We start from the raw sequence: 25,818 nt of genomic DNA, 5'->3' as shown, positions 1-25,818 counted from the left end.
ACCGGTAGGGGTAGATCTACCGTTCAGCCATTCCTATTGCACACCACGGAGATAGCGGCCGAAATGCGGAACCGTGAAACCGATGGTGCCGCGCTCGGCCGAATAGATGAGTCCCTTCTTGATCAGCCCGTCCCGGGCCGGGGACAGAGATGCGGGTTTTCGTCCCAATTCGTTGGCGACCGCCGAGGTCGCGACCGGTCCGTCGTCTCCGGACAGATCGGCCATGGCGCGCATGTACTCGCGCTCGGCGGGCGTTGCGCGTTCGTAGCGGGAACCGAAGAAACCGACCGCCAATTCTTCTTCGGCGGCGGGTGACGCCACCGCCACGTCTTCGGCCGAGATCGGACTCCGCGCCGCCGCGTCCCACGCCGCCTTGCCGTACGCCTGCACGAAATACGGATACCCGTCGGCTTTCTTGTAGAGCGCGTCCAGCGCCTCCGCCGAGTACTCCACGCTCTCCCGCTCGGCGGGCGCGATCAACGCCTGATCCGCCGACTCCCGATCCAGCCGATCGATCCGGTGATAGGAGAACAACCGCTCGGAGTAGCTCTTGGACGCGGTCAGCACCGCGGGCAGGTGCGGCAGCCCCGCCCCGACCACGATCAAAGGCGCGGCGTCCTGGCTCAATTCGTGGCAGGCCCCGCAGATGGCGGAGATGTCGGCGGCCCCGAGATCCTGCATCTCGTCGATGAACACCGCGATCCCGATGCCGTGATCGCGCACCAGCGCCGCCGCCTCCACGAGCAGCTCGACGAGGTCGATCTCGATGTCGCCGGAGTCGGCGCGCCCGGTCACCGCGGGCACGTCGATGCCCGGGTTCCAGCGGTCCCGCATGCCCTTGTCGGCGGTGGAACGCAGCGCGAAAGCCTTGAGAATCCCCAGGAAATCGTCCACCTGCTCCGGATTGCGGTGTCCCACGGCCAGGGAACGCACCGCCATGTGCAGCGCCGAGGCCAGCGGCCGCCGCAGTTCCTGATCCGGCCGCGCCTCCAGCTTGCCGGTGCCCCACCCGCGGGTGCGGGCGGCGGAGCGAAGCTGGTTGAGCAGCACCGTCTTTCCGACCCCGCGCAGTCCGGTGAGCATGACGCTGCGCTCCGGCCTGCCCTTCGCCACCCGTTCCAGCACGATGTCGAAGGCCGCGAGCTGCCGGTCCCGGCCCGCGAGTTCCGGTGGCCGCTGCCCCGCGCCGGGTGCGTACGGATTCTTGACGGGGTCCATGCGGCCCAACCGTAGCGCGGGAATCACCGATTATCCGGGTATCTACGGCGGGCCCTAGACGCAGCTATCGACCGGCATGCGGCACATGTGCCCGCGGTGTCGCCCGGGGTCTCTACCCTTATGCCTGATTCGTTGGGATCCAGGGCAGGAGGGTTCATGTCGGAAGAAGTCGTACCCCCCACCGTCGCGGAGGTGGTCGAGTCCTGGAACGTCCCCGCCGAGGCGGTGGTCGCCGCGCGCATCCGCAACAACATCCTGGTCGCCATCGAGCGCGGGTACGACGATCCGCAGCTGGTGGCCGACCTCGCGGTGGGACCGCTGGTGATGGCCCTGGGCCAGTTGGAAGTCGACCTCGCCGACGCGCGCCGGCGGATCGCCGAACTGGAGCGGGGCGCCCAGGCGAAGGGTTGATAACGGCCGGAACGATCACCTATATCGTCTCGTGATCCGTGGCTCTTTACACCGAATTGACCGCTTAGCGGGACGTTTTCGGAAACATCGGACATGCCGCCCGTGTCGGGTGGACAACCGGGCGACCGAGTCGTAATCTTCTCGTGACTTAGCGGAGTCTGTTGCTTCATCGGAGAGGCAGCCCGCGAAGTTACAAGCAGCACGATCGGAGATGCGTCTCAGTGGGTAAGCACAGCTTGCAGCAGGAATCGAAGCTTCCGGCTTCCGTGAAGGGTGCCATCGTCATGGGTGCGATGGCGGCGACGACTACTGGTGTCTTCCCGGCGATCACCGCCACGGCCGCCACCGTCGAGATCCCCGGCATCGGAAACTTCGATGTGCCGGACGAATTCACGCCCCAGGTGCAGCAGTTCAACCAGACGGTCAAGGACGCCGCGACGGCGCTGCAGACCCCCGGCGCTCTGGGCGGCGGCGCCCAGGTCGGCGCTCCGGCGGTCGCGCCCGCTCCGCAGTTCCAACTGCCGACCATCTTCAACAAGCCGAGCTCCGTGGGTGACATCGCCCTGCACGCGGCCGAGACCAAGGTCGGCGCCCAGTACTCCTGGGGTGCGACCGGTCCCTACAGCTTCGACTGCTCCGGCCTGGTCCAGTGGGCCTACAAGCAGGCCGGAATCGAGCTGCCCCGCACCAGCTTCGAGCAGTCCAATGTCGGTGCCCCGGTCGCCTTCGACGACCTGCAGCCCGGCGACATCGTCATCACCAACGGCGGCGGCCACGTCGGCATCTACGCCGGTGACGGCAAGCTGCTGAACGCCGTGCAGTCCGGCACCCCGGTCTCCTACACCCCGCTGCACGCCAGCCAGGTGGTCACCGCCCGCCGCGTCGTCAACGCGTGACACGTAATCTTTAGAGCGTGACCCCTGCTCCACTGAGCACTACGGCCCAGGCCCGAGTTGATTCTTGGACCTGGGCCGTCCGCATTTTCAAGACCCGATCGGCGGCCGCCGCGGCCTGCCGATCCGGGCATGTCCGGGTGAACGGCGTGCCGGTGAAACCCGCGCACTCGCTGAAACCCGGTGACGAGATCCGGGTGCGCGTCAATGGGACCGAACGCATCGTCATCGTCGAGCAGCTCATCACCAAACGGGTGGGCGCGGCCGTAGCCGTGCAGTGCATGATCGACAAGAGCCCGCCCCCGCCCGATCCGCAACTGACCGCGCTGATGCCGCGCCGGGATCGCGGTGCGGGACGCCCCACCAAGCGGGAGCGCCGCGACACCGACAAACTCCTCGGTCGCGAATCCGACTGATCGGGACGCTCAGGACTTCTTATCGCCCTGCGCCGGAGCCGGATTCCCCGATTGCGTCGCCGCGGCCGACCGGGCTCCCCACGCGGCCGCGGCAATGGTCACCAGCGCGCCCAGCATGAGGGCGGCCGGTTCGCCCGGTTTCAGCGCATGCAGTTGGGTGCCCACCGTGACCGCCGCGACCGGGACCCCGATCTGCGCCGAGGCGATGGCGCCCAGCGGAACCGGCTGACCCAGTACCCGCATGAGCGCGTGGGCCAGCACCGCGCCCGCCCCGAGGGCCAGGCCGAGCAGGATCAGGTACGGATGGTCGCCGAACTCGCGCAGGTTCAGTCGCGCACCCAGCCAGACGAAGAACAAGGGCGCGAGGAATCCGTCGCTCAGGGCGAACAGCTGCCTGGCCACCCGGCGCGGTTCGCCGACCGCCGCCACCGCCAGACCGAGGGCGAAGCCCGCCAACATGATCGACACGTGGCTGCGGGTGGCCAGCGCGCCGAGGGCGAACAGCAGCGCCAGGCTGACCCGCAATTCGAGAGCGAACTTCCGATCCTCGGACACCGTGTGCAGCCGGTGCCGGATACCGGATTCCTCGAGCCGGCGCAGGAAGACGTAGACGATCAGCGCGGCCGCCGCGACCAGTAGCGCGCCGATGGCGGCCCGGCCCGCATTGCGCGTATCGATCACCAGCGGCAACGCGACCACCGCGGCCGCGTCGGCGAGGGCGACCTGAGCGGTCAACTCCAGGACCGGCTTTCCGCCCAGGCCCTGGGAATCGATGATCGGCAGCACGATGGCCGCCGACGACGAGGCGATGAGCACCGCGTAGAGCAGCCCGTGCCCGGTGTCGAACCAGACCGCGATGCCCTGTCCCGCGATCACGGCCAGCACGCCCACCGCCACGGCGCGCACCGCGCCGCGCCCGAGCGCCGAGCGGATCGCCGCGTCGCGCACCGGCACGTGGGTGCCCGCTACGAACATGACCACCGCGAAGCCGACGTCGGCCAGGAAGGTGAAGGTCGGGTCGGCCGGGTGCAGCAGGCCGAAGCCGGTGGTGCCGAAGACGATTCCGGCCAGCAGTTCGCCCAGGATCACCGGCAGATGCCAGGACTGCCGCCAGGCCAGCCAGGGCCCGGCCAGTCCGAGCACGGTGATCAGGGTGAGGGTCTGGAAGTTCACGCCGAGCTCACGGCAGCGGGGCGATCTTCACCGGGATCGCGATGTTCTCGTCGGTGTAATAGATGGCGCACACCCGGTGGTAGCCGTCGACGATCTGCATGGGCACGCCCTGACGGAAGTCGCCGCGCACCACCAGGATCGGCGACAGCGCCTTCCCGGCCGTGATCTTGGCCAGGTCACGCCGCACGTAGGGGTTGTAGCTCGGCAGGATCTTCAGGTGCGACGCCCGCAACAGGTCCTTGGCCTTCTTGTGGGTCACCTCCGCGTCGCGCAGCGACTGGACGACCTGCTCGATGACGTCCGGCTCCGCCAGCATCTCGAGGTAGTCCGCGGCGGCCGGGTAATCGTGCTCGTCCGGCTCCTTCTTCCACTTGACCGTGATCTCGGGATCCGTCATCCAGTCATCATGCCTCAGCCGGCGCCGATCCTCGTTCAGGCTGCGGGCCCGACCTCCCACTCCACGCAGATGACCCGCCGATCCGCCTGCGCGTCCGCGAGTTCCCGCACCGCCTCCGGCCCGCCCGCGCCGGGCGCCGAGGTCAGCAGCACGGTGAAATCCGTGGGATCGGCCGCGGTCAGCTCCAGCAGATTGGTCGCCGCCACCAGCCGCGTCGCACCGGACGCGTGCACCACACCCCGCACCGCCGACCCGCATTCGCGAATGTCCTGCAGGGCCGTCGCGAGGTCGGCGCGATCGGCGCAGTCACACCGCATCATGACGATCCGATCCTCCATGCCGGTCAATCGGGCGGGCAGCGGCCGCGGTGTGCGAGTCAACACCACCACGTCCCGCGCGCCGGCCGCCAGCAGCCACCGCACCGCGGCCTCGCCCTGCGGCCCCAGCCCGCCCGCCACCACGTACGTCCCCTCGGGACGGATCTCCACCTCAGGGAACACCGGACCGGGCGGATGTCCGTCCGCGGCGAACCCGGGCCGCGGCCAACTGCCCGAATCACCGGAATCCGGTCGCCGCCACTGCCGTTGCGGGGGTGCGGTCGTGTGCGGACCCAGCGCGGTCCAATCCACGGTCCGCCCTTCCAGATACAGCCGCGCGATCGTCCGCAACAGACTCCCCGCCTCGTCATCCGCCGCCAGCACGGGCCACACCCCGTCCCGCAGCGCGATCCGCTCCCGCACCGCGGCGGTGAGCACCGAGGTGGGACCGACCTCGAGCACGGTCGAAAAGCCGTCCGCGACAACACCGTCCAACGCCGCCGCGAGCTCGACCGCGTGCGAGACGTTCTCGGCCCAGTACTCGCCGTCCATGCGGAGCGCGCTGGCCGGGTCGGGCGCGGCGGACGGGCCGACGCCCATCGGGTCACCCGGTAGGCCAGTGCTCGGGATAGCGGGCGCCTGGCCAGCATTCGGGTCAGTACGTGTCGGGATGGTGCGCGGGTTCGCGCTTGTCGGGATGGTGCGCGGGTTCGCGCTTGTCGGGATGGTGCGCGGGTTCGCGCTTGTCGGGATGGTGCGCGGGTTCGCGCTCGTCCGGATGGTGCGCGGGTCTGTGCTCGTCCGGATGGTGCGCGGGTCTGTATGTGTCGGGCTGGTGCGGAGGGCTGGAGTGTCGTTGTCGTGGGCCGAGCCATCCGGGCTTTCGGGGCGCAGCACGGTGCCGCGGCGGGTGGCCGAATAGAGTGGCCACCACGGCTGCCGGGGTGTGAGATCAGCGAGTTCGCCGCGCAATTCGTGGGCGCGGCCGCGGACCATCGGCAGGTGTGGCGGTTCGTGATCCGATCCGGCGGGTACCCGCTGTGCGAAGATGGCGCGCCGATGGGCTCGCCGGACCAGCGCGTCGACATACCGTGGCTCACCGGACACGGTGATCGCCAGGCCGTCCACGGCGGCCACCGCGACCTCCGCGCTCATCGGCGTGACCAGCTGATTCACCTCGGCGGGGGTCGCCTCCAGCACCGCCGCGGCCCCGCCGCCACCGGCCCGGGCCACCAACCGCGCTCGCTCCACCGCGACGCGCGCCCCGTCCTCGAGCGACAACGCGCCGCACCCGACCGCCGCCGCGACCTCGCCCGCACCGTGCCCGGCGACGCCGTCCGCGTGAATCCCCCACGACTCCAGCAATGCCGTCAGCGCGTACTGGAAGACGAACAGCGAAATCTGCCGGGAAACGATCCCATCGCGGCCATCCGGGATGCCCGTGACTCCCCCGTCGTGGCTACCGGAGTTTCGGAGGTCGCCGTGGATGCCACTGCCGGTCCGGCTATCGGGAAGGTCACCCGCGCAGTGTGTCTCGTCGAGCTCCGCAGCGTCTGCTCCGTCAGCGCCGTGACTCGACGCGGCGGTGGCCGTGGACGGCGGTGAATGGTCCGACGCCGGGTGCTGGTTTGCCGAGGTCGCCACCGGGACATGCCCGTTCCGCCCGAATCCATAGCGCGGCGTCCATACTCGCGGGCCGCCCACCGCGACGACCGCGTCGACAGCCCTGGTGAGGGCCGCGGCGAAGACCGGGTAGCGCGCGGCGAGGGCGCGTCCCATGCGCGGATGGTCTCCCGTCCCGGGGAACAGGAGAAGTACGCCGCCGTCCGCACGTTCGCGGACCGGGGTGAAGACATCGGGCCCGGACACCGTCACGAAGGGAGCGGCTGTCACGGAGCCGGTGCCGGGCGTCGCCAGCGGTGCCCGTGCGCGATCCGTCGCGGTGCTCGCCTCGATCCGGCGGGCGAGCGCGCGCAACTGGGCGGCGGCTTCGATGCCGTCCCGCGCGATGACGGCGGCGCGGGCCGGTTCGGGCACGAGTCTGGCCGTGGCGGCGGCGAATTCGCGCAGAGATCGGTACGAACCGAGCGCGACGGCCCAGCGCAGGGCCAGGTGGTGGATGGTGACGGCGTCGGATCCGGAGACCGGGATGAGAACGGGCGGTTCCTCACCGCGGCCGGAGTCGGACGATCCGCCCCGGCGTGGATCGTCCAGGGCGATATGCGCGTCCACACCGCGCGCCTCGCGGAAACCGATTCCGGGGCCGCCGATTTCGGCGTACCGGCGGGTCCGGGTGCGCAACGCGTCGCCGGTGCGTTGCAGCACCAGGACGGTGCACACCCCGGCGCCACCGCCCGCGCGGTCGCCGCCCTCGTGCCCCGCGCCCCGCGGCAGCGGCAGGCGCAGGTCCGAGATATCCGGGAGCAGTGTGAGATCCACGCCCCCGGCGAGGACGAACGGCACGGATTCGTCGGCCAGCAGCCGGACGCCCATGTCCACCGCCACCAGCGGTGAGGCCCGCTGGCTGTCCACGGTCAGACTGGGCCCGCGCAGGTCGAGCGCACGCGACAGGTGGTGTGCCGTATTGGTGCCGCCGATCGCGCCGAACACGACCGCCGCCTGGGAACCCGTTGCCAGGCAACCCAATCCGGAGTCGTCGAGGGCTTCGACGGCCGCCTCGAGGGTGGTGCGCTGGCGCGGGGTCAGGCCGACGGCGGCGAGCCGGTCCAGCCCGAACCACGCGTGGTCGAAGTCGGTGCCGGTGGCCCGGCAACCGACACCGACGATCGCCACCCTCGTCGCCGGGGTGGGATCGGTGGTCGCTCTCGTACTGTGGTGCACAGGAATGCCCTCCCGTGTCCGCGCGCTGTCGGCCGTCGAGGTACTCCGGCGATTCTGCCAAGATTTCCTCGCGGTCTGAAGACCTTTCGTGCAGGCACGGCCCCGCGACCGCCGCGAGGCTCACCGCCGCCTGGGATTACGAGGCGGTGCGAGAGTGAAAGGGCTGGTCGAAATCCTCGGCCGTGGCGTGGGTACTGAAGAACCGCAGTGCTAGGTTCACCGCGTCCTGTTCGGTGTACACACCGGAGATGGCCATGGTCCGGCGCAGCGCGTCGTCGTCGAGATAGATTCGAGTGATTGCCATTTCAGGCACCTCCGCCGCATCCGTCGTTACTGAAAAGCATGACGGATCCAGCGTCCTGGGATACCCCGAATGACGAGAGCCCTCGGCACGGGTGCCAAGGGCTCTTGTCGTAATTGTCTGGGACGTACCGACTTTCGCCGGAATCATCCCGAAGGGATCAGCCGAGCATGCCCGCCAGCCGCTGCCCGATCAGCGCCTCGGCCTCGGTGACCATGCGCGACACCAGCTCGCCGCAGGTCGGGATGTCGTCGATGAGGCCCTGCACCTGACCGGCCGACCAGATGCCGGCGTCCAGGTCGCCCTCCTCGAACACCCGGCGACCGCGGGCGCCCGCGACCAGGTCCCGGACGTCCTCGAACTTGCCGCCCGCCTTCTCGATCTCGACGACCTTGCGACTGATCTCGTTGTCCGCCACCCGCGCGGTGTTGTGCATGGTGCGGAAGATGAGCTGGGTGGCCCGCTCGGAGTTGGCGACGATCTGCTCCTTGACCGTCTGGTGGATGGCCGACTCCTGGGTGCACATGAAGCGGGTGCCCATGTTCACGCCGTCCGCGCCCAGCGCCAGCGCCGCGACCAGGCCGCGGGCGTCGGCGATACCGCCGGAGGCGATGACCGGGATGTCGAGCGCCTTGGTGGCGGCCGGGATCAGGATCAGACCGGGCACGTCGTCCTCGCCGGGGTGGCCGGCGCATTCGAAGCCGTCGATGGACACGCCGTCGACGCCGATCTTCTGGGCCTTGAGCGCGTGCCGGACGCTGGTGCACTTGTGCAGCACCTTGATTCCGGCTTCCTTGTAGTACGGCAGGAACGGCTCGGGGTTGGACCCGGCGGTCTCCACGATCTTCACGCCGGACTCGATGATGGCCTGCACGTACTCCTGGTACGGCGGCGGGTTGATCGACGGCAGGATAGTGACGTTCACGCCGAAGGGCTTGTCGGTCAGCTCCCGCGCGCGGTCGATCTCGCGGCGCAGGTCGTCGGGGGTGGGCTGGGTCAGCGCGGTGATGATGCCGAGGCCGCCCGCCTCGGAGACGGCCGCGGCGAGCTCGGCGCGGCCGACCCACATCATGCCGCCCTGCACGATCGGGTGCTCCACCCCGAAGGTCTCGGTGAATCTGGTCTTCAGTGCCATGGGCGCTGTCCTCTCCCTGCCTCTCGCAACTGCCCCGATACTCGCATAGTTGCATATGGGGCGACAACCCTGATGTGAGTCAGAGTTTGCATATACACAGTGCCGTCACCTGTGGGTCTGTGTATGGGTACCTGTGGGCAACACGGTGGTACACGCCTGAATATGGCCTCTGAACTGCTGGATGACTGGGTGAGAACGTATCGATTAATCCTTCTCTGTAACCCTTGTCACGTCAGAAAGTTAAGCGGTATTCTCACGGTCGATCAGCGTGAAAGGACACCGCATGACCTTCCAGCCGCTAGACGAGCCGATTCGATCGGTTCGCAACCACTGGGTGAACCAGATCGCCACGCACGCGGCCATGCGGCCCGGCCACGTGGCCTTCAGGTTCAAGGGCGCGGAGACCACCTGGAAGCAGCTGCACGAGCGGTCGGAGAAGTTCGCCGACGCGCTGTCCCGTCGAGGGGTCGGGTTCGGCGATCGCGTGCTCATCCTGGCGCTGAACTACACCGAGTACATCGAGGCGGTCATGGGCATCAACGCCCTCGGCGCCATCGCGGTGCCGGTGAACTTCCGGCTCACCCCGCCCGAGGTCGCCTACATCGTGGCCGACTCCGGCGCGAAGGCGATCGTCACCGATTCCGTGCTGCAGCCGCTCGCGGTGGGCGTGGCGGGGCAGGCCGTGGAGCTGTCCACCGTGGTCGTGATCAACGGGCGGACCGGCGAGGGCGTGCTCGGCTACGACGAGCTGCTCGCCGAGCCGGGTGAACCCCATGCGCCGCTGGACATTCCGGAGGACACGCCCTGCCTGATCATGTACACCTCGGGCACCACCGGCAGCCCCAAGGGCGCGGTGCTCACCCACGCGAACATGAACGCGCAGGCGCTGACCTGTATCCGGGCCCTGGAGATCAGCCCCGATTCCATCGGCTTCTGCACCTCGCCGCTGTTCCACATCGCCGGATTGGGCAGTCTCGCCCCGTATTTCATGCTCGGCGGCACCACCGTGCTGCACCCGCTGGGCGCGTTCGACGCCACCGAATTCCTCGACGCCATCGAGGCCGAGCAGGCCACCACCGCGTTCTGCGTCCCGGCGCAGTGGCAGCTCATCTGTGAGGAGCCCACCGTCAAGCAGCGCAAGCTGGCCCTGCGGGCGCTGTCGTGGGGTGCGGCCCCCGCCTCGGACACGGTGCTGCGGGCCATGGCCGACTGCTTCCCGGACGCCTTCAACGTGGCGGTCTTCGGCCAGACCGAGCTGTCGCCCATCACCTGTGTGCTCGAGGGCAAGGACGCGCTGCGCAAGCTCGGCTCGGTCGGCCTGCCCATCCCGACCCTGCAGGTCCGGGTCGTCGACGACGAGATGAACGATGTCGCGCCGGGTGAGATCGGCGAGATCGTCTACCGCGGACCGACTCTCATGCAGCGCTACTGGAACAAGCCCGAGGCCACCGCGGAGGCCTTCCACGGCGGCTGGTTCCACTCCGGTGATCTGGTGCGCCGCGACGAGGAGGGCTTCGTCTACGTGGTGGACCGCAAGAAGGACATGATCATCTCCGGCGGCGAGAACATCTACTGCGCCGAGGTCGAGAACGTGCTCTTCTCGCACCCCAAGATCCACGAGGCCGCCGTGGTCGGCCGCGCCCACGAGAAGTGGGGCGAGGTGCCGGTGGCGGTGGTCGCGCTGGCCGCGGGCATCGACGAGCTGACCCTCGAGGAGCTGGAGCCGTTCCTGAACGAGTCCCTGGCCCGCTACAAGCACCCCAAGCATCTGGTGGTGGTGCCCGAGCTGCCCCGCAATGCCAGCGGCAAAGTCGTGAAGGTCGCACTGCGCGACCAGTATTCGGCCTGACCCGACCGCTGCGCTCTAGCCTCCCCCGCCCGTTGCTCCCGCACCGGGCGCGAGTGTCAAATCATGTCCTTCGCGGTGAGCCAGCGCATGATCGGCCAGCCGCAGAACACCGGCAGCCAGCAGGTCAGCACGCGGTAGAGGAGCACGGCGGGGACCGCGATCCCCGCCGACACTCCGAACGCGGCCAGACCACCGATGAGCGCGGCCTCCACCGCACCCACACCGCCGGGCGTCGGCGCGGCCGAGGCCAGCGTGCCGCCGATCATGGTGACGATGGTGACGGTCACGAAAGTCGTACTGCCGCCGAAGGCTTCGATACTGGCCCACAGCGCCAGCGCCATGCCGAGGGTGGTGGTGGCGCAGCCGCCCACGATCATGGCCAGCCGCCCCGGACGCCGCGCCAAGTCCTTCAGCTGGGCGACCACATCCGCCAGCTGCGGACGCACCTCGTTGAGCAGCCACTTGCGCACCTTGGGGACGAACATGGTCACGCCCAGCAGGCCCAGCAGGGCGCCGGCCACGAGGTACAGCACGGTGGCGCTGGGCACGAAATGCGAGAGGTCGGTGGAGGTTCCGGCCAGCGCGCCGAAGATCAGCAGCAGCAGCACGTGGGTCACCACCTGGACGGTCTGCTGCAATGCGACCGCCGCGGTGGCCCGTACCGCGCCGAGCCCGCCCTTCTGCAGGAAGCGCACGCTCAACGCCAGACCGCCGACACCGGCCGGGGTGGTGGTCGCGGCGAAGGTGTTGGCGATCTGCATGAGCAGCAGATTGCGGAACTTCACCGCCTCGGAGGCGCACGCCCACAACGCCATCGCCGCGCCCACGTAGGTCAGCGCGGACACGGTCAATCCGAGCAGCGCCCACCACCAGTTCAGGCTGCCCAGTTCGGAGGCGAAGGTCGGCACCGCGCTGATGTAGGGGTACGCCACGTACACCAGGCCGATCAGCAGGACCAGCTGGATGATCTGGTTGCGCGAGAAGCGGTTGATCTGCGCGGCCTCGATCTTGTCCTGCCCGGTCTGCGCGGCCACTTCCTCGCGGATCGACGTCATCAGCTCGCCCGCGTCGGGCACCGCCCCGCGGACGTGCGTGGGCATGGCGGTCTTGGTGAGTCGCGCCGAGGCGTCGAGCACGGCCTGCTTGTCCAGCACCTCGAGCGCGGTCCGCACCGCCGGGCCGGTGCCGAACAACGCCGACGAGCCGAGCAGCAGCTGGGCCACGTCGGAGTCGAAACGCACCTGGTAGGCGCCGAATTCCGATTGCACGAAGCCGCCGAACAACACGGCGTCGTCGAGGATGCGGATCTCGTCGGTGCGCAGATCACCGTGCGACATCTGGGCCTGGTGCATGCGGTGCAGCGCCTGCCACACCCGGGTCAGCGCCGGTTCCCCGTCGGCGGCCGCGAGCGGACGGCCCTGGGGCACGGTGTGCGCGTACAGCGTCCAGCCGCGGTCCAGCGCAGCGACGGTGAGCGGTTTGTAGCTGGCCAGCCCCAGATCCGCGATGGCGAAACCCATCAGCGCCTTGTGCTCGACCGCGCGCCGCATGGACGCGAACGGGGCCGGATACTCGCCGCTGCGAATGGTCAGCCAGCGCCGCAACTGTTGCAGCATGCCGCGGCTGCGCTGGTTCGCGCCGTACAGTTCGATGATCAATTCATCGTCCGGCGAATGGGATTCGCCGGACTCGGCCTCGCCGGACGGGCCGTTGGGCGAGGCGCTCAGCTCGGGCTGCGGCGTCGTCGACGCCGAAAGCACCAGCGGCCCACGGGCAGCCGGGCGCAGCACCGTGAACGCGGTGACCCGGAAGCCGCGCTGGGCCAGCACCCGCACCGCGGCGGCCAGCGGCACCTCCAGCGCGGGGGTGCCGACCACCAGCACGATCACCGCGCCCACCAGCCAGCCCACCACCAGGCCCAGGGCCGCGCGGGCGGGCACCACCAGCGAGACGAACAGGTGGATCGGCACGAACGCCAGCAGCAGCGTCCACCACCAGCGCCGGGCCCGGGCGGGCAGCCATGGGCTGGCCACGGTGAGCGTCGCGGCCAGCATGGCGATCCAGCGCGGATCGTCGAGGAACTGCGACAGGAAGGTGTTGACCTGCCCGGCCTCGGACAGATGCCAGCGGGGCGCGGAGAAGCCGCTGCCGGTGATGGAGAACAGCGCCAGCGCGATCAGGCCCGCGGAGGTGAAGCCCGCCAGCAGCTTCCACTGCCGGCGCAGCACCAGCCGCACCAGGATGGCGAAGGGCAGCACCAGGACGGCGATGCCGTAGACGATGTAGACCAGGTTGGACTGTTCCGGGGTCAGGAACCCCACGATCTTGGATACCGACCGTTCCAGCGCCTCCCACTGCGGCCTGCTGATCAGCGATCCCGCGATGACCACGGCCACCGACAGCGCGGACAGCACGACGCGCAGAATGTCACTGGTCCGGCGGATCCGCGGCTGCAGCAGGCTGCCGGAGACGGGAATCTCCCGCCCGTCGACTCGCATGTCCTATTCGCGCTTTCGGATCGTGGGAACGGCTGCGGTCCCAGGGTCGGCTGACGTCGCTAACCGTAACCCGTGGGCCGGACACTGCCCGACAAGCCCGGCCCGAAGCGTCCGCCGCGCCCGGTTCCGGTATCGGTTTTTCCGGCTTATTCCGAGGATCGGGCGGCGGTCCGACCGGCGTGCGAGGATCTGCCCGTGGTGCTCGATCTGCGTGTCTGCTTTCTGGGGGAGTCGTTCGTCGCCGGGGTCGGTGATCAGAAATGCCTGGGGTGGGCGGGGCGGCTGGCGGCCCGGGCGACCGCGGCCGGGCAGCCCCTGACCTACTACAACCTGGGGATCCGCCGGGAGAACAGCACCGAGCTACGGGGGCGGTGGGAGGCCGAATGCGCGCCCCGGCTGCCCGCGGGCGCGGACTGCCGGGTGGTGATCTCCACCGGCGTCAACGACACCCAGTTCGAGAACGGGCGTCCCCGAGTCGATTCCGTGGAGTCGGTGCGCAACCTGGCCGAGATCCTGCGCCGGGCGCGGGAAAAGGGTTGGCAGGCAATGGTGGTCGCGCCACCGCCGAACGTCGACGACGAGCACAATGCCCGGCTGCTGGACCTCGACGTCCGCTACGCCGAGCTGTGCGACGAGGCGCAGGCGCCCTACCTGCGGGCCCATCAGCCCTTACGTGAGAACCAGATCTGGATGCGCGACATCGCCGCCGGTGACGGCTACCACCCGAGCGCGACCGGCTACGACGAATTCGCCGCCCTGCTCGCCCCTCACTGGCTGCTCTGGCTCGCCGATCCGGGCTCGGAACTGCCTGTCGTGCGCTGATTTCGCCGGGCTCGTCGTCCTCGCCTTTCGAGTAGGGCAACTTCGTAGCAATTCGAATCTGGCGCGCGCCAACGCCCGAATCGCCCGACGCGAGCACCGTCACTCCCCGCGTGCCGCCCCTCCCGACACGGAACCGCCGGTAGCATGCCGCCCGAATCCCACCTTCCAAGCCAGGGGTATGCCTACCGGTTGCCCTGTTCCTAACCTGGTGGCATGGATATCGACACGCGACTGCTGCGTTACTTCCTGGCAGTCGCGGATGCGGAGAACCTGCCGCGGGCGGCGCAGCGACTGCATGTCGCGCAGCCCGCGCTGGCGACCCAGATCAAACAGCTCGAACAACAGCTGGGCGTGGAACTGTTCATCCGGTCCCGGGCGGGCTGGACCCTGACCGCGGCCGGCAAGGTGCTCGCCGAGCAGCTGCCCGCGCTGCTCGCGTCCTGGGACCGGATCCTGCGCAACACCAAGAGCGACTCCAGCCGCGCCTCCCGGGTGCTGCGGCTGGGTTGCGTGAACAGCGCGGCCGACAGCCATATCCCGGAGATCATCCGGGTCTTCCACCGGCTGCACCCGGACTGGCAGGTCGATCTGCACCAGGGCGGCTGGACCGACCCGACCGCCGGACTCGACGAGGGCGATGTGGATGTCGCCCTGCTGCGCTTGCCCTTTCCCGGTCAGGACCAATACCACCTGCGGGAACTGTTCGCCGAACCGCGCTGGATCGCGCTGCCCGAGGACCATCCGCTCGCGGACCGCCACGACATCGCGTTCCGGGAACTGTGGGACGAGCCCTACGTCGCCTCGCCCGCCGAAACCGGTTGGTGGCGCGACTATTGGATGGGCCTGGACTCACGGCCCGCGGACACCGCCATCATCGGCGCCATCGCCCGCAATACAGACGAATGGCTGCGCGCCATCGCCAATGGCTTCGGGGTGAGCTTCACCCCCGCCTCCACCTCCCGCACCGAATACCCGGGCGTGGTGTTCCGGCCCGTACACGGCATCGGCCCCACCCGGGTCGCCGTGGTCTGGCCGGACGCCTCCGAGGCCGATCCGGTGGTGCGCTACTTCATTCGCTGCTGCTCCGACATCATGGGCGGCCAGCACGGCGCGGACGGCCGCCGCACGTCCTAACCCCCGAGCCGCCGCCGGTCGGACATGATAGGGGGCATGAGCGGTCAAGCGCGGAGGCGGCAGCGCAGCGTAACCACGCAGCGCTCCGCTCGTGCCCGAGAGGACGCGGCATGAGCGGTCAAGCGCGGAGGCGGCAGCGCAGCGTAACCACGCAGCGCTCCGCTCATGCCCGAGAGGACGCGGCATGAGCGGTCAAGCGCGGAGGCGGCAGCGCAGCGTAACCACGCGGCGCTCCGCTCGTGCCCGAAAGGACGCAGCATGAGTGACCAGCACGAACACTGGCAGCGCACCTACCGCACGCATCCGGGCATGTACGGCGAGCAGCCGTCGGAGGCCGCGGTGTACGCGGCCGACCTGTTCCGCGAGCAGGGCGCCGTCGAGGTGCTGGAACTGGGCGCGGGTCACGGCCGCGACGCGATCTATCTGGCGCGCCGCGGTTTTCGGGTGACGGCCACCGATTTCAGCGCCGTCGGGCTGGCCCAGTTGCGGGAGTGGGCGGACGCGGCCGGCCTGAGCGCGCGGGTGACCACTCTGGAACACGATGTCCGCCAGCCGATTCCGCTGCCGTACCGCGCCGTGGACGCGGTCTACGCGCACATGCTGCTGTGCATGAACCTCAGCACCCAGGAGCTGCGGGACCTGGTCGCGGAGATCCGCCGAGTGCTCAAGCCCGGCGGGGCGTTCGTCTACACCGTCCGCAATACCGACGACGCGCACTTCGGCACCGGTAAGGCGCTGGGCGACGACATCTACGAGCACGGCGGGTTCGCGGTGCACTTCTTCTCCGAGGCGCTGGTGGACAGCCTGGCCGCGGGCTGGGAACTGCGCGACCGGCACCCGTTCGAGGAGGGCGAGCTGCCGCGGCGGCTGTGGCGGGTCACCCAGCTGCTGCCCTCGCGGTGACGGGACCCGCTCAGTCCTGTTCCAGCACCGCCATGGCGGCATTGTGCCCGCCGATGCCGCTGACCCCGCCGCCGCGCACCGCACCCGCCCCGCACAGCAGAACATTGCGATGCCCGGTCGCGACGCCCCACCGCTCCGCCGGGCTGTCGGCGGAGCCGATGCGGTAGGGAAAAGCCAAGTCCGCGTGGAAGATATGCCCGCCGGGCAGCCCCACCTCGCGTTCGAGTTCGACCGGGGTGCGGGCCTCGATGCACGGGTTGCCCTCACCATCCAAGGCCAGGCAGTCACCGATGGGTTCGGCCAGCACCGAATCCAGCTGCGCCAGAGTGGCGTCCACCAAGCGCCGCTTCGCGCCGCGCGGGTCGTCGGCGAAAAGCCGTGCGGGCGTGTGGAGGCCGAACAGGGTGAGGGTGTGGAAGCCGCTCTCGATCAGCTCCGGCGCGAGGATCGACGGGTCGGTGAGGGTGTGACAGTAGATCTCCGACGGCGGCGCCGAAGGCAGCGCGCCCGCCGCGGCCTCCCGATAGGCGCGGTCGAGCTGGGCCGCGGACTCGGAGACGTGGAAGGTCCCGGCGAAGGCGGTGCGCGGATCCACCCGTGGGTCAGGGAGTTTCGGCAGCCGCCGCAGCAGCATATTGATCTTCAGCTGCGCGCCTTCGGGCTTGTCGGCCGACTCGCCCAACAGGCCCGCCAGTGTGTACGGCGCGGCGTTCACCAGCACGTGCCGGGCGCCGGCCGTGCCCGTGCGATCGCCCTCGGTGAAGCGGACTTCCGCGGCGTCGCCGTCGGTGTCGATGCCAATGACGGTGCGGCCGGTCCGGATCTCCGCCCCCGCCCGGCGGGCCGCCGCCGCGAGCGCGTCGGTGAGCGCGCCCATGCCGCCGACCGGCACGTTCCAGTCGCCGGTGCCGCCGCCGATCACGTGATAGAGGAAGCAGCGGTTCTGCAGCAGCGACGGATCGTGGGCGTGGGTGAAGGTGCCGATCAACGCGTCGGTGAGCACCACGCCGCGCACGGTGTCGTCGGCGAAGGCGGCCTCCACCGATTCCCCCAGGGGCCGTTCGAAGATCGCCTCCCAGGCGGCGGAATCATCGACCGTGCGCTGCAGTTCGGCGCGGGTGGGCAGCGGATGGGTGAGTGTCGGGAACACCCGCTCGGCCAGCCGCCCGGTCACGGCGTAGAACCGCTGCCACGCTTCGTAATCCCGCTCCGACCCGGTGACCTGCGCGAAACTCGCGCGGGTCGCCGCCTCGGAGCCGTTGTCCACCAGCAGCCCCGCATCGCCGATCGGCGTGTACGAGGAGATACGGCGCTTACGGGTCTCGAAACTCAGATCCAGGTCCCGGACGATCCGTTCGGGCAGCAGGCTCACCAGATACGAGTACCGCGACAGCCGCGCGTCGAAGCCGGGGAACACCCGCTCGGAGACGGCCGCGCCGCCGGTATGGTCCGCGCGTTCCAGCACCAGCACCGACTTCCCGGCCCGGGCCAGGTAGGCGGCGGCCACCAACCCGTTGTGGCCGCCGCCGACCACGATCACGTCGTATCCCGCCTGCGTCATGCCTCCATCGCATCACACTGTGTTCGATTTGCCCCTCCGCTTCGCTCCGGGGCGGGTTCGCGGCGCTGGAGGTCTCGTTCTTCCCTCCCTCCGCTCCTCCGCTTCGCTCCCCCGCTCCACTCGGTCCAGAACGAGACGCGCCGCGAACCTCCGGGGTGTTCTACGCGAACCTCCGGGGGTGTTCTAGCGGGTGCTCATGTCCAGCGCGGCGAGGTGGCTGAACAGCACCGACGCGCCGATCGGGTTGCCGCCGCCGGGGTAGACGGTGCCGCTGACCGCGGCCATGGTGTTGCCCGCGGCGTACAGACCCGGGATGGGTTCGCCCGCCTCGTTCAGGACGCGGGCGGCGGTGTCGGTGCGCAGACCGCCCTTGGTGCCCAGGTCGGAGATGCCGAAGGCGGCCGCGTGGAACGGGCCCCGCACGATCGGGGCCAGCGGCGGTTCGCCATTGGAGAAGGCGCGGTCGTAGGCCTCGTCGCCGCGGCCGAAGTCCGGATCGACGCCCGCGGTCACGAATTCGTTGAAGCGGGCCACGGTGGCGATCAGCGCGTCGGCGGGGACGCCGATCTCCGCGGCCAGACCCTCCAGCGTGTCGGCGGTCTTCCACAGGCCCGCCTCGATGAAGCGTTCCGCCTCGACCATCGGCACATTGCTGGCCTTGATCGGCGGCGCCACGCCCTCGGCGTCGTCGTAGATCATCCAGTACGGGAGGGTCACAGAGCCGTCGCCGAGGTGCTCGATGATGTCGCGGCCGAGCCGGTCGTAGGGCGCGGACTCGTTGACGAACCGCTCGCCGGCCTGGTTGACGAAGATGCCGCCGGTGAACCACAGCGCGAACGCCGCGCGCCCGTCGGGATGGATGAGGCCCGGCGACCACCACGCCTGATCCATCAGGTCGGTGTCCGCGCCCGCCGCGATGCCCGCCACGTGCGCCTGGCCCTGATTGCCCCACGGCCCCATGGTGTCCCGGGCCACGCCCGGCACGCCGTAGCGCTGCCGCAGCTCGTCGTTGCCCTCGAAACCGCCGGCCGCCAGCAGCACGCCCTTGCGAGCCCGGATCGCGATGCGCTGCCCGTTGCGCTCCACGATCGCACCGGTCACCGCGCCGTCCTCGGTCACCAACTCGACCAGCGCGGTGTTCAGGTGCAGCGCCACGTCCGGGAACTTCGACAGGCCCAGCAGGAAGCGGCCGACCAGGGCGCGCCCGCCGATCAGATAGTCCGGCTGCGGGTCGCCGTGCCGTTCGGTGGCCAGCGGTCCGCGCACGGACTCGCTCAGCTCACCCAGCTTGGCGGCCTTCAGCGGCGCGGGCACGATGTGCCGCTTGCCGTCCAGGCGCGCCTTCGGGGCCTTGCCGAAGTAGTCCGGCCACGGGAACATCTGGAACGTGAACGCGTCGTCCTGCTCCAGGTACTCGATGACCTTCGCGCCATTGCGGATGTAGGTCTCCTGCAAATCCGCCGGGGTGCGGTCGCCGACCACCGCGCGGAAGTAGGTGAGCGCGTCCTCGACGGTGTCGTCCACGCCCTCGCGCCGCAGCACCGGGTTGCACGGGAACCAGACGCCGCCGCCACCGGAGAACGAGGTGGTGCCGCCGAACTTCTCGGTGGCCTCGACCACCGCCACGCTCAGGCCCTCGCGGGCGGCCGTGTAGGCCCCGGCCAGGCCGCCGCCCGACCCTGCCACCAGGACATCGACTTCTTCGTTCCAGTCCGTCACCGTTTGCTCCCTGATCGACGCGGTCTCTTCGCGCGACGGTATGCGGGCGGGCGCGCCCCGCGCATCAACTATCCCAATGGCCGGATAGCCGATCGGTTCCAGGAGGTCAGCACGATTTTGCCGCGCACCCGCCCGGACTCGCCCAGCGCGTGCGCCGCGGCCGCGTCGGTGAGCGGCAGCACCCGGTCGACCACCGCGCGCAAGCGACCGGCAACCACCAGCTCGGCGACTCGGGCGAGATCCGCGCCGGACGGGGTGAAGTAGTGGCGGTGGTAGCGGGGATCGTCGAGCGCCTCCTCGCCCTGGGCGTCGATCACGCGGCCGTGCGGGGTGAGAACGCGCAATGACCGGGCCGCGTAGTCGCCGCCGACCAGATCGAAGGCCAGGTCCACGTCGCGCACAGCGGTGGCGAAATCGGTTGTCGTGTAATCGATCAGCTCGTCCGCGCCCAGGTCGCGCAGGAATTCGTGGTTGGTGGTGCGGGCCGTGCCGATCACATACGCGCCGCGCGCCTTCGCGATCTGCACCGCCAGATGGCCGACGCCACCCGCTGCCGCGTGTACCAGAACCCGTTGTCCCGGTGTGACTTCGGCGAGCGCCTGCCAGGCGGTGAGTGCCGCGGTGGGCAGCGCGGCGGCTCGGACGTGATCGAGTCCGGCGGGCTTGCGGGCCAGGAATTCCGCAGGGGTCACCGTGTATTCGGCGTTCGCGCCGGAGCGGCTGACCACATTGCCGAAAACCTCGTCCCCGGACCGGAATTCGGTGACCTCCGCCCCGACTTCGGTGACGACGCCCGACAGGTCCAGGCCCAGGGTGAACGGCGGCGGGCCCAGTTTGGTGATCGCGCCGGAGCGCAGTTTCCAATCGGCGGCATTGATCGAGGTGGCCTCCACCCGCACCAGCACCTCGCGCGCGCCGGGCCGCGGCCGTTCGACCTCCACCGTCTCCAGAACGCCGGGTCCGCCGAGGGTGCGCTGACTGATCGCTTTCATGATCTCGATCCTGCGCGGGATAGTCTCTGTCAGGAAGAAGGCACTCCTTTGATCCCGAGGTACCTCATGGATACCGTCTCCGACTGGGAGCCATCCGGAAATCTGGTCGACAGCTACCTGCGGCGCTGCCCCGCCCGCGACGTGCTCGCGGTGCTCGCCGACAAATGGGTGCTGCTGGTGCTGGGCACGCTGCGCAAGGAGGGCGGCCCGATCCGGTTCAACGAACTGCGCCGCCGCCTCGACGGCATCACCCAGAAGGTGCTCACCCGCACGCTGCGGGACCTGGAACGCGACGGGCTGGTCCGGCGGACCGTGTACCCGACCGTGCCGCCCCGGGTCGAGTACGCGCTGACCGAACTCGGCGCGGACCTCGGGCACATCACGCACGCCATGGGACAGTGGGCGCTGCGGCACGCCGACGAGATCGCCGTCGCCCGAGCGGCTTTCGACGAACGGGCGACCCGCGAGCCGGAACCGGTCAGCCCCTGAACCCGGGTTCGCTCACACCTTGACCGCCAGCACGATGGCCTGCGGGGTGCGCTCGTCGGGGCGGGCCTCCCGGGCCAGCGTCGCGGTGGCGCGAAAGCCGTGCGCGGCCAGCGCTTCGGCGAACGTGACCGGAGCCCAGCGGTAGGCGGGCGCGACCTTGTGGTCGTAGTCGTGCACGCCGGTCGCCTCGTCCGCGGCCTGGAAGCCGAACAGTGCGTGCCCGCCGGGCCGCAGCACCCGGGCGAATTCGGTCAGCACGTCCGGAACCCGGGTCGGCGGGGTGTGAATGATGGAGTACCAGGCCACGATTCCGGCCAGCGACTCGTCCTCGAACCGCAGCCGCTCCATCGGGCCGACCTCGAAGGACAGGTCCGGGTACAGCTCGCGGGCGATCCGGATCATCTCCGGCGACAGGTCGATGCCGGACACCTCCAGTCCGGCCGCCGCCAGATGCGTGGTGACCCGGCCCGGACCGCAGCCGATATCGGCGACCGGTCCTGCCCCGTGCTCCCGCACCGTGTGCGCGAACGCGTCGAGCATCACGGCGTCGAACGGGTTGTCCTGCAACTGCCGCCGGAACAGATCGGTGTACAGCTCCGCGACCTCGTCGTACGCGTCCCGGGTAACCGTTATGTCCGCACTGTCCACCATGTTTCGACTCTAGGCCTCCGTCGGCAGTGCCCCGATCGCGCCCGTCGACGGGGCCCGAACCGGCAGGTACTCGCCGTTCAACAGCACCCGCAACCGGGCCTGCGGCGGCATCAGGGTGCGCAGCGGCAGGATCGCCAGCCGGGCCAGGCGGCGCAGGTCCCGGGGCAGCGCGGGCAGTTGAAGGTCGATGTGCCACAGCGGATAGCGGTGATCGGGATGCTGCCAGCCGTCGCGCAGCATGAACTTCAGGACGCGCGGCGACAGTTCGCGGGCGGTGGCGGTGGCGAGTTCCAGGCGCAGCAGGTCGCCGTCCCGGTCGACCCGGGCCCGATGCGGGTCTCCGGCATCCACGGTGAGCTGGCCGGAGTCCGCCAGATCGGTGATGAGAGCGGCCAATTCCTCGTAGCACTGCTCCCATTCGCGATCGTGCGCGCGATGCGCGGCCCGCTGCTGCTCGATGATGAGGCGGCGGTCGCGTTCGCCCGGCCGCACCAGGTACAGCTCGACCGTGTCGGCCTCCGGAACCAGGCCCAGGGTGAGGCGGCCCTCCGGCCAGGCCGGTCCGTACGCCTGGCCCAGCACCGCGTGCCGGGGCGCCCCGAATTCGGCGCGGAACCCGTCCAGCGCACGAGCCTGGGCGGCGGTGCGCTGCGCCGCGACCTCGGCGGGCAGGCCCTCGTCGTAGAGGAAGGATTCGATGCTGTCGCTGAGCGTGACGCAGACCGCCTCGAGCCGGTCACCGTCGAAGCAGAAGCGGGCGCGCGGATCGTCCACGTGGAGCTCGGTGTCGGCCCACACCGTGCGCTCCCCGATATCGTTGTCGTGCACCGGTTTCCAGCCCACGACGGCGGCGAACCCGTCCAGGTCGGCGCGGGTCCAGGTCCACGCGAAGGCGCGGGCGGCACGCGCGATCTCGACGCCGGCGGGCACATCCACGCGCAGCGGCCCGGCATCGAATTCGGAAACGGCGTGGCGGCGCAGGAAGTCCGCGCGCTGGGTGCGGGAGGTCGGGTGCGGCGGAATACCGAGCGTGCTCACCTCCAGATCGGTGCCGCCCTCCAACCAGGCGTCGGCCACCAGTTCGGTCGGTGCGGCGACCCCGACCGCGCGCAGCGTGTCGGTGGTGCACAGGGCCAGCCCGCTCATGGCGACGGTGCCCGCGCGCCGGGAGAGGCGACGCGTCCAATTGCCCTCGCGAGGCGGCGTCCAGCCCAGCGCGATCAGCTGTCGTTCCAGTTCGGGGCCGTAATACCAGGCGGGATCGATGAATTCGCTGCGGGCCAACTCGCCCGCCAGCTGCTCCGGCCCGGCCTCGAACTGCACGAAACGCCCACCGGGCGCGGTCACCAGCAGTCGCCCGTCGACCGGCAGCGTCTCCAGGAATCCCGCCAGGCTCTCGGCGAACCGGATCCAGGGGCCCGCGGCGGCGCGGCGGCGGGCGGCCTCGTGGCGGCGCTCCATCCAATACCGTTGCGCGGTCGGATTCACCAGCAGCAGGTCCACGGTGTCCGCGCCGATCGTCAGACCCGCGAAGACATTCGGGAAACGCCAGGCCAGGCCCTCGGCGGGACCCGCGGCGGTGGTCTCCGGATCGCCCCAGCGGGTGGTGAACTCCGCGGCGGCGCGGGCCATGGCGGCGGTGAGCAGGTCCCGGCTGCGGGGGTCGGCGGGATCCGGGCAGTCGGAGATGGCCACGCGCACATGGTCCAGGCCGCGGTCACTGCCCCAGAACATGGCCGAGTCCCACCACACCGGCAGGCCGGTGCGCGAGAAGACCGGACCGTTGCGGAGAGTGCCGACCGGTTGTGGCCCGGTCCAACCGACCAGTCGGGCGAATTCCGCGACATTCCCGGAACCCCACCGCCAGCCGAACCCGGCGGCCGCACCGACGATCTCGACCGCACCCGCGATATCGACCCGTACCTCGAATCCCACCTCGCGACACTAACCCCGGCCCGGCCATGTCGGGAAACTTCCCGGCCGCGACTATTATGTAAGCGGCCGGCGCTTCCCACGGGGCGGACAACTCACGGGAAGCCCGGCCACGGTCTTCAATGCTCGGTCGGGAATCGCGAACTTCCCGCGTCGCCCGCCGGAATGATCGGCAGCACCAGCGCCGACGGATGCTCCGGATCGTGATAGACGGTCTGCGTCGCGACCTGCGTATTCGTGTTCTCCCCGAACGGATCACCGGTATTCGGATTCGGCGCGAACTGCGGGAAATCGCTGCTCGAGACCTCCACCCGGATCTTGTATCCCGCTTTCACCAGATAACTCGTCGGCCAGATATCGATCGAGTACCGGTACGGCTGCCCCGGCACGATCGGCGCCGGACGCTCCAGCGAATCCCGGAACGCCGCCCGAATGATCCCATTGTTGAGGTTCACCGTGGACCCGTCCGGCGCCACCGCCACCAGCTTCGCCGTGAAATCGGTATCCGGCGCACTCGAGGCCGCCCACAACGTCATTCGAACCGGACCGGTGATCTCCGTATCCCCCGGCATCGGCGCGGTCGTATAGGTGAGCACATCCGACCGCTGCTCCACCACGAACTGATCCACCGGCCCCTGCGGCCCCGACGACGCACCGCAACACGAATGGCCGCCCGCGCTCGGCACCGGATTCAACGGGTCGTACTCGAACCGATCCGGCTGCTGCGGATCCTTCGGCGCCTCGGCGGCCAGCGCGCCCGTCCGCCCCAGCATCGAATTGCCGCCATTCCCCGACAGGTAATAGGTGGTCCAGCGGGTATTCGGCAACGGCCACGCCGACGCCGACTTCCACCTGTTCGCGCCCATCACGAAATAGTCGACCACCGGCTGCCCGGAAACCTTGTTGTCCTTCCCCTTCAGGAAATGGTCGAACCAGGCCAGCATCAGCTCATTGATCGGACTGTCGCCCGCCGTCCCGGTCGCGGTCAGCAGGGGCGTCGTCACCCCGCTTCCGGGGCGACCCCATCCCAGGTGATCCCAGGGCCCCAGCACCAACCGCTGCCCGGCCCGCGCCTCCGGCGAACCGCCCCCGGCCACCATCCCCGTGAAGTTCTCCACCCCGCCGGCCAGGAACGCGTCGTACCAGCCCTCGAAATTCAGGACGGGGACTGTGACATTCGCGTACCTGTCCCGAATGCTCCACTGCTTCCAATAGTCGTCGCGGGTCGAATGCCGCACCCAGTCGTAGAACCACGGCGCGATCACCGGATCCCCCGGGTGCAACGGCGGAAACTGTTGATACGGGCGGAAACCCAGCCACCGGGTGTAATTCGTGCCGTCGGCCGCCAGCTGCTTGGCGGTGCCGGTATCGCCGCGATTCACGGCCGCGCTCGCCCCGATCGTCTCCATGGCCCACGGCTCCACGAACCCCAACCGGAACGCCCCGCCCTCGTAAGTCCACCCGTCGTAGTAATCCGAGGCGGTATTGGCCGGAACGATCGTGGTCAGATGCGGCGGCGTGCTGATCGCGGCAAGCCATTGCGTCGCACCGACATAGGACGACCCGTACATCCCGACCTTGCCATTCGTCCCCGGCAGCGCGGCCGCCCACTCCACCGAGTCGTAGCCGTCGGTCATGTCGTTCCCGAATTCGGTGAACACCCCCGCCGACTGACCCTGACCGCGAATATCCTGCACCACAACGAGATAGCAGTGCGAAGCGAACCACTCCGGCGTCCGATACCGGTACGGCTGGATCTGCGCCGCCGCCTTCCCGTACTGCGTCCGCATCAGCACCACCGGCACCGCGTCACCGGTCTTCGGCCGATACACATCGGCCTTCAACACCACCCCGTCCCGCATGGTCGCGGGCACGTTCTCCTGCTTGTCCACCGCGCACGCCCCACGCCCACCCGCGGGCGGCCAGCTCCCGGCATCCTGCGGCCCCGACCCGCCCCCGCCGCTCCCGCACCCGGCGGCGATCAGCGCGACCACGCCGACCACCGCTCCCACCTGTGCGATCCGGCCACGCCGTCGCCCACTCCGGGTCATGAATCGACGGTAACGCCGCACCCGCCCCCACCGGCCGACAATCGCTCAAACCGCACCGGTGGGCGGAGCCTGCCGCAGCTCCATGACCGCCAGCACCGCCAACACCACGAACAGG

General features: G+C 69.8%; 21 protein-coding genes. 8 read left to right on the top strand and 13 right to left on the bottom strand.

Annotated features, from left to right (window positions below; genetic code table 11):
• Positions 1–33 precede the first annotated feature (33 nt).
• Positions 34–1,218 (bottom strand): AAA family ATPase, encoded by a 1,185-nt coding sequence (locus ACFRAQ_RS22970; protein ID WP_379102799.1) that lies wholly within the window; start codon positions 1,216–1,218, stop codon positions 34–36.
• A gap of 156 nt (positions 1,219–1,374) precedes the next feature.
• Between ACFRAQ_RS22970 and ACFRAQ_RS22965 the strand changes: the two genes are divergently transcribed.
• The 3 genes from ACFRAQ_RS22965 (at position 1,375) to ACFRAQ_RS22955 (ending at position 2,938) form a co-directional block, all read left to right on the top strand.
• Positions 1,375–1,629, top strand: coding sequence for a hypothetical protein (locus ACFRAQ_RS22965; protein WP_357098812.1), 255 nt, complete (start codon positions 1,375–1,377; stop codon positions 1,627–1,629).
• Positions 1,630–1,850: 221 nt separating this feature from the next.
• Positions 1,851–2,525: a C40 family peptidase gene (locus ACFRAQ_RS22960; protein WP_379102796.1), complete on the top strand. Its 675-nt coding sequence runs from the start codon at positions 1,851–1,853 to the stop codon at positions 2,523–2,525.
• A 17-nt stretch (positions 2,526–2,542) separates the two neighbouring features.
• Positions 2,543–2,938 carry an RNA-binding S4 domain-containing protein gene (locus ACFRAQ_RS22955; protein WP_379102794.1) on the top strand — a complete coding sequence of 132 codons (396 nt, stop codon included), beginning with the start codon at positions 2,543–2,545 and terminating at the stop codon, positions 2,936–2,938.
• Positions 2,939–2,947: 9 nt separating this feature from the next.
• On the opposite strand, the gene ACFRAQ_RS22950 is transcribed toward ACFRAQ_RS22955, so the two are convergent.
• The 5 genes from ACFRAQ_RS22950 to ACFRAQ_RS22930 form a co-directional block, all read right to left on the bottom strand.
• The gene (locus tag ACFRAQ_RS22950) at positions 2,948–4,111 is read right to left on the bottom strand and encodes a cation:proton antiporter (RefSeq protein WP_379102792.1); all 1,164 of its coding nucleotides are present in this window, start codon (positions 4,109–4,111) and stop codon (positions 2,948–2,950) included.
• A 7-nt stretch (positions 4,112–4,118) separates the two neighbouring features.
• Positions 4,119–4,508 (bottom strand): hypothetical protein, encoded by a 390-nt coding sequence (locus ACFRAQ_RS22945; RefSeq protein ID WP_379102790.1) that lies wholly within the window; start codon positions 4,506–4,508, stop codon positions 4,119–4,121.
• Positions 4,509–4,543: 35 nt separating this feature from the next.
• A complete protein-coding gene (locus ACFRAQ_RS22940; RefSeq protein WP_379102787.1) occupies positions 4,544–7,618 on the bottom strand; it encodes an acyltransferase domain-containing protein in 3,075 nt (1,024 codons plus the stop codon).
• A gap of 184 nt (positions 7,619–7,802) precedes the next feature.
• Positions 7,803–7,970, bottom strand: a complete 168-nt coding sequence (locus ACFRAQ_RS22935; protein WP_357098794.1) for a type II toxin-antitoxin system VapB family antitoxin — start codon at positions 7,968–7,970, stop codon at positions 7,803–7,805.
• A gap of 157 nt (positions 7,971–8,127) precedes the next feature.
• Positions 8,128–9,102, bottom strand: a complete 975-nt coding sequence (locus ACFRAQ_RS22930; RefSeq protein WP_379102784.1) for an NAD(P)H-dependent flavin oxidoreductase — start codon at positions 9,100–9,102, stop codon at positions 8,128–8,130.
• 283 nt (positions 9,103–9,385) lie between these two features.
• Here ACFRAQ_RS22930 and fadD5 point away from each other — a divergent pair, with 283 nt between their 5' ends.
• Positions 9,386–10,951, top strand: coding sequence for a fatty-acid--CoA ligase FadD5 (fadD5, locus tag ACFRAQ_RS22925; RefSeq protein WP_379102782.1), 1,566 nt, complete (start codon positions 9,386–9,388; stop codon positions 10,949–10,951).
• Positions 10,952–11,007: 56 nt separating this feature from the next.
• On the opposite strand, the gene ACFRAQ_RS22920 is transcribed toward fadD5, so the two are convergent.
• Positions 11,008–13,449, bottom strand: a complete 2,442-nt coding sequence (locus tag ACFRAQ_RS22920; protein WP_379102779.1) for a YbhN family protein — start codon at positions 13,447–13,449, stop codon at positions 11,008–11,010.
• Positions 13,450–13,644: 195 nt separating this feature from the next.
• On the opposite strand from ACFRAQ_RS22920, the gene ACFRAQ_RS22915 reads away from it, so the two are divergent.
• The 3 genes from ACFRAQ_RS22915 to ACFRAQ_RS22905 all read left to right on the top strand — a co-directional run bounded on the left by ACFRAQ_RS22915 (position 13,645) and on the right by ACFRAQ_RS22905 (position 16,308).
• Positions 13,645–14,271 carry a GDSL-type esterase/lipase family protein gene (locus tag ACFRAQ_RS22915; RefSeq protein WP_379102776.1) on the top strand — a complete coding sequence of 209 codons (627 nt, stop codon included), beginning with the start codon at positions 13,645–13,647 and terminating at the stop codon, positions 14,269–14,271.
• A 213-nt stretch (positions 14,272–14,484) separates the two neighbouring features.
• Positions 14,485–15,405 carry a LysR family transcriptional regulator gene (locus tag ACFRAQ_RS22910; RefSeq protein ID WP_379102773.1) on the top strand — a complete coding sequence of 307 codons (921 nt, stop codon included), beginning with the start codon at positions 14,485–14,487 and terminating at the stop codon, positions 15,403–15,405.
• 258 nt (positions 15,406–15,663) lie between these two features.
• Positions 15,664–16,308: a class I SAM-dependent methyltransferase gene (locus ACFRAQ_RS22905; RefSeq protein ID WP_379102770.1), complete on the top strand. Its 645-nt coding sequence runs from the start codon at positions 15,664–15,666 to the stop codon at positions 16,306–16,308.
• 10 nt (positions 16,309–16,318) lie between these two features.
• Here the strand turns inward: ACFRAQ_RS22905 and ACFRAQ_RS22900 are convergent, their stop codons facing one another.
• From ACFRAQ_RS22900 to ACFRAQ_RS22890, 3 genes are all read right to left on the bottom strand, one after another.
• Positions 16,319–17,869, bottom strand: coding sequence for a phytoene desaturase family protein (locus tag ACFRAQ_RS22900; RefSeq protein ID WP_379102768.1), 1,551 nt, complete (start codon positions 17,867–17,869; stop codon positions 16,319–16,321).
• 183 nt (positions 17,870–18,052) lie between these two features.
• On the bottom strand, positions 18,053–19,588 hold the full coding sequence (locus tag ACFRAQ_RS22895; RefSeq protein WP_379102765.1) for an FAD-binding protein: 1,536 nt from the start codon (positions 19,586–19,588) through the stop codon (positions 18,053–18,055).
• Positions 19,589–19,656: 68 nt separating this feature from the next.
• Positions 19,657–20,580 (bottom strand): NADP-dependent oxidoreductase, encoded by a 924-nt coding sequence (locus ACFRAQ_RS22890; protein ID WP_379102763.1) that lies wholly within the window; start codon positions 20,578–20,580, stop codon positions 19,657–19,659.
• 66 nt (positions 20,581–20,646) lie between these two features.
• Here ACFRAQ_RS22890 and ACFRAQ_RS22885 point away from each other — a divergent pair, with 66 nt between their 5' ends.
• Positions 20,647–21,069 (top strand): winged helix-turn-helix transcriptional regulator, encoded by a 423-nt coding sequence (locus ACFRAQ_RS22885; RefSeq protein ID WP_379102761.1) that lies wholly within the window; start codon positions 20,647–20,649, stop codon positions 21,067–21,069.
• 12 nt (positions 21,070–21,081) lie between these two features.
• On the opposite strand, the gene ACFRAQ_RS22880 is transcribed toward ACFRAQ_RS22885, so the two are convergent.
• The 3 genes from ACFRAQ_RS22880 to ACFRAQ_RS22870 form a co-directional block, all read right to left on the bottom strand.
• Positions 21,082–21,720: a class I SAM-dependent methyltransferase gene (locus ACFRAQ_RS22880; protein WP_379102758.1), complete on the bottom strand. Its 639-nt coding sequence runs from the start codon at positions 21,718–21,720 to the stop codon at positions 21,082–21,084.
• A gap of 9 nt (positions 21,721–21,729) precedes the next feature.
• Positions 21,730–23,655 carry a DUF6301 family protein gene (locus ACFRAQ_RS22875; RefSeq protein WP_379102757.1) on the bottom strand — a complete coding sequence of 642 codons (1,926 nt, stop codon included), beginning with the start codon at positions 23,653–23,655 and terminating at the stop codon, positions 21,730–21,732.
• 116 nt (positions 23,656–23,771) lie between these two features.
• The gene (locus ACFRAQ_RS22870; protein WP_379102755.1) at positions 23,772–25,703 is read right to left on the bottom strand and encodes a CocE/NonD family hydrolase; all 1,932 of its coding nucleotides are present in this window, start codon (positions 25,701–25,703) and stop codon (positions 23,772–23,774) included.
• Between the last annotated feature and the right edge of the window lie 115 nt (positions 25,704–25,818).

The sequence above is a fragment of the Nocardia sp. NPDC056611 genome (assembly GCF_042792755.1).
GTDB lineage: Bacteria > Actinomycetota > Actinomycetes > Mycobacteriales > Mycobacteriaceae > Nocardia.
The sequence above is the reverse complement of the archived record's forward strand: the minus strand, read 5'-3'. Positions and strand labels throughout refer to the sequence as shown.

What these genes read in the sequence shown, in the direction of transcription:
- ACFRAQ_RS22970 (WP_379102799.1), bottom strand. Translation starts at nt 1,218, where the DNA reads ATGGACCCCGTCAAGAATCCGTACGCACCCGGCGCGGGGCAGCGGCCA.
- ACFRAQ_RS22965 (WP_357098812.1), top strand. Translation starts at nt 1,375, where the DNA reads ATGTCGGAAGAAGTCGTACCCCCCACCGTCGCGGAGGTGGTCGAGTCC.
- ACFRAQ_RS22945 (WP_379102790.1), bottom strand. Translation starts at nt 4,508, where the DNA reads ATGACGGATCCCGAGATCACGGTCAAGTGGAAGAAGGAGCCGGACGAG.
- ACFRAQ_RS22935 (WP_357098794.1), bottom strand. Translation starts at nt 7,970, where the DNA reads ATGGCAATCACTCGAATCTATCTCGACGACGACGCGCTGCGCCGGACC.
- ACFRAQ_RS22930 (WP_379102784.1), bottom strand. Translation starts at nt 9,102, where the DNA reads ATGGCACTGAAGACCAGATTCACCGAGACCTTCGGGGTGGAGCACCCG.
- fadD5 (WP_379102782.1), top strand. Translation starts at nt 9,386, where the DNA reads ATGACCTTCCAGCCGCTAGACGAGCCGATTCGATCGGTTCGCAACCAC.
- ACFRAQ_RS22920 (WP_379102779.1), bottom strand. Translation starts at nt 13,449, where the DNA reads ATGCGAGTCGACGGGCGGGAGATTCCCGTCTCCGGCAGCCTGCTGCAG.
- ACFRAQ_RS22910 (WP_379102773.1), top strand. Translation starts at nt 14,485, where the DNA reads ATGGATATCGACACGCGACTGCTGCGTTACTTCCTGGCAGTCGCGGAT.
- ACFRAQ_RS22905 (WP_379102770.1), top strand. Translation starts at nt 15,664, where the DNA reads ATGAGTGACCAGCACGAACACTGGCAGCGCACCTACCGCACGCATCCG.
- ACFRAQ_RS22900 (WP_379102768.1), bottom strand. Translation starts at nt 17,869, where the DNA reads ATGACGCAGGCGGGATACGACGTGATCGTGGTCGGCGGCGGCCACAAC.
- ACFRAQ_RS22890 (WP_379102763.1), bottom strand. Translation starts at nt 20,580, where the DNA reads ATGAAAGCGATCAGTCAGCGCACCCTCGGCGGACCCGGCGTTCTGGAG.
- ACFRAQ_RS22885 (WP_379102761.1), top strand. Translation starts at nt 20,647, where the DNA reads ATGGATACCGTCTCCGACTGGGAGCCATCCGGAAATCTGGTCGACAGC.
- ACFRAQ_RS22880 (WP_379102758.1), bottom strand. Translation starts at nt 21,720, where the DNA reads ATGGTGGACAGTGCGGACATAACGGTTACCCGGGACGCGTACGACGAG.
- ACFRAQ_RS22870 (WP_379102755.1), bottom strand. Translation starts at nt 25,703, where the DNA reads ATGACCCGGAGTGGGCGACGGCGTGGCCGGATCGCACAGGTGGGAGCG.